2 protein-coding genes and 1 pseudogene are annotated in these 2,996 nt (G+C 58.2%); 2 read left to right on the plus strand and 1 reads right to left on the minus strand.

Annotation, left to right across the window (positions count from 1 at the left end):
• Positions 1–427: 427 nt before the first annotated feature.
• Positions 428–650, minus strand: a pseudogene (locus CO671_RS34065) (hypothetical protein); the annotation flags it as partial.
• 88 nt (positions 651–738) lie between these two features.
• Between CO671_RS34065 and istA the strand changes: the two are divergent.
• The gene (istA, locus tag CO671_RS32920) at positions 739–2,025 is read left to right on the plus strand and encodes an IS21 family transposase (protein WP_029875831.1); all 1,287 of its coding nucleotides are present in this window, start codon (positions 739–741) and stop codon (positions 2,023–2,025) included.
• Entirely contained in the window at positions 2,025–2,825 is an 801-nt protein-coding gene (istB, locus tag CO671_RS32925) for an IS21-like element ISSme2 family helper ATPase IstB (protein ID WP_009997167.1), read from the plus strand. The genes istA and istB overlap by 1 nt, the downstream gene beginning before the upstream one ends.
• The last annotated feature ends 171 nt before the right edge of the window (positions 2,826–2,996 follow it).

A 2,996-nucleotide genomic window follows, 5' to 3' on the forward strand; every position in this document is an offset into this window, starting at 1 on the left:
CGCGGCTGGTTCCGTCTTGGGTACATCGATGCCGGTCCTCCGGAAATCAAATTTGGAACCTCGATCCTAATGCCCGCCGACCGCCGCCCAGCATGCTAAAGCCAGATCCAATCATGCCCTCAAGGCATGGCCGAACACCATATGGCGACGGCTTGCCGACAAGCGTCTGCACTCGACCATCAGGCCGGCACATGGCTTGAGAGGCTCGCCAGCAGTTTCGGGTGATGTGTGGAACATGCAGCGCGAAGGGTGCCGTCAGAATTTCCGATTCCAACCAATCTTTCCGCCGGCCTTTCTGATTTCGCCGCCTCAGGCAACGGAACCATTGCGGTGTAGCTGCTGACAGAACCCGTTGCGCGCCTGATAGTTATGCGACCTATGGGGCGGCGATCAGGATGAGACGCGCGCGACAATCTGGATGAGATTCTTATGTCGCGGTCGGGATGAAGTTATCATGTTGATTGTCGCTGGCAAGAGCTTCATCGTGGTCTGATTGCCGCTCCGCGACTAACCGTGCGGTGCCTTTGATTGTCGCGAATGAGGCTGGCCTGCCGCGCCGGCGTTTGACCCCCATGGGTGGAACGTCGTCGACAGCTTTCGACGTTCATTTCGAAGATCGTTGCGTGATGAACAAGTCGGTCCACCGCGGCACCCGCCCGCAGGTGTCAGGCGAAATGAGAAACTGACCCCCTAACGAAATGAAGAACTGCCCCCTCGTGTGACAACGAGGAGAGATGGATGACAAGTGCGATTTCAGCGCATCCTGCATCGTGGGGAACGATGCAGGGCGAAGATATGCTTGAGGCAGATGAGGTGGTGGCAATGTTGCGGCTGCACGAGCTTGGTTGGGGTGCCAAGCGTCTATCGAAGGAATTTGGATGTGCTCGCAACACTGTCCGTCGATATCTTCGTGAGGGTGGAGCGGTACCCTTCAAGAAGCCGGTTCGGAGGAGTGCTTTTGATGGCCTTGATGATTGGCTTCGTGAACGCTTCTTTCGCCATGATGGCAATGCCGATGTGATCCGGCAGGAGCTGGCGAGCGAGCATGGAATTATCATCGGTTTGCGTTCGGTAGAGCTTCGAGTCCGGGAATGGCGGCGGGAACTCAAGGCGCAAAAGCGTGCGACAGTGCGGTTTGAAACGCCGCCTGGTCGTCAGTTGCAGATCGACTTCGGGCAGACGCGTGTCTGGATCGGTGACGAGCGGCTTCGGGTAAACGTCTTTGTCGCCACGCTAAGCTATTCCAGACGCATTCATATCCGTGCCTCATTGAGAGAAGGGCAGACAGATTGGTTCGAGGGGATGGAAGGCGCGTTTCTTCGGTTTGGCGGCGTTCCCGTTGAGGTTTTGCTGGATAATGCGAAGGCACTTGTCGAACATCACGACGCGGTTAGCCGGGAGGTTCGCTTCAATGCGCGACTCTGGGCGTTTGCCCGTTACTGGGGCTTCGCGCCACGCGCTTGCGCTCCCTACCGGGCGCGAACAAAGGGGAAGGACGAGCGCGGGGTCGGGTACGTCAAGAAGAATGCTATCGCTGGTCGCCGGTTTGAGAACTGGGCTTCGTTCGAGGCGCACCTTGACCGATGGATACGAGAGATCGCAGACCGACGAGAACACGGCACGACTGGTGAAGCACCAATTGAACGCTTTGCTGCGGAGGCCGAAGCCCTTCGGCCGCTATCCGGCCGCGCACCGTTTGGACAACTACGCGACCTCGTGCGCAAAGTGCAGGCGGACTGCGCCATCGATCTCGACACAAACAGCTATTCCGTACCCTGGCGTCTCATCGGCGAGAGCGTCCAAGTCGTTGTATTGGCTGGCCGTGTAATTATCCGTCACGCTGGCCAGGTTGTGGCCGATCATCCTCTCTGCCAGGGACGGCGACAACGGATCGTCGACCGGGATCACTTTGTTGGCTTCGCGGGTAGCGAAGGACTGGTTCGCACCGCTCCAGTCGAGCTGGCACCAGCCGCCTTGCTGCGACCTCTTGCGGAATACGAGGCCGTTGTTGGAGGTGGCTGGTGATGACGACCGTCGATCACGATTTACTCATCGCGACACTCGATCGGCTAAAGCTGACGGCGATCCGCGATCAACTCGACACGTTGCTGGACGAGGCGGCCCGCTCGAAGATGACGTTGCGCGAAGCTCTGGCGTTCCTGGTCTCACGAGAGATTGCCCGGCGCGATGAACGGCGCATCTCGATGTCGAGCAAGTTGGCGCAGTTCCCCTTCGTACGCGAACTCGATGGCTTCGACTTCGAGGCACAGCCCTCGCTGGATCGAGGACAGATCAGGGAGCTGTCAACCTGCCGCTGGATTGCTCACGGCGACACCGTCCTATTCCTCGGACCTCCGGGCACCGGTAAGACGCACCTTGCTGTCAGTCTTGGCCGAGAAGCAATCCGCCAGAACTACAACGTTCAATTCGCCACGGCGGCCACTCTGGTTGCGATGCTCGCCAAGGCCCATAACGATGGCTCATTGGACAAGCAGTTGACAATCCTATCGCGGCCGAAACTGCTGATCATCGACGAGCTGGGATATCTGCCCTTCGAAGCTAACGCCGCCCACCTGTTCTTCCAACTGGTCTCTCGCCGCTATGAAAGGGGATCGATCCTGATTACCTCCAATCGATCGGTCGGAGAGTGGGGGAGCGTCTTTGGAGACCCTGTCGTCGCCACCGCGATATTGGACCGCCTGCTGCACCATTCGACGGTGATCACCATCCGAGGTGATAGCTACAGGCTTCGCGAAAAGCGCCGTTCCGGCCTTCTGCAGAAGGCCGGAACAGCGCTTGAGACAAACGAAACAGCAAATCAATGAAGGGGTCAGTTCTTCGTTTCGCCTACGGGGTCAAATCTTCACTTCGCTTGACAGCAGGCATAGTTTGATAGTTGCAGGATACGTGGTCGGCATCGAGTACCAAACTCACACGTTGGCTCATGATCGCTGTATGAAATGCATCCGGCGCCATGGGCGGGTTTCGTCCTGGCC

This window comes from Rhizobium sp. M10 (assembly GCF_002531955.1).
Taxonomy (GTDB): domain Bacteria; phylum Pseudomonadota; class Alphaproteobacteria; order Rhizobiales; family Rhizobiaceae; genus Rhizobium; species Rhizobium etli_C.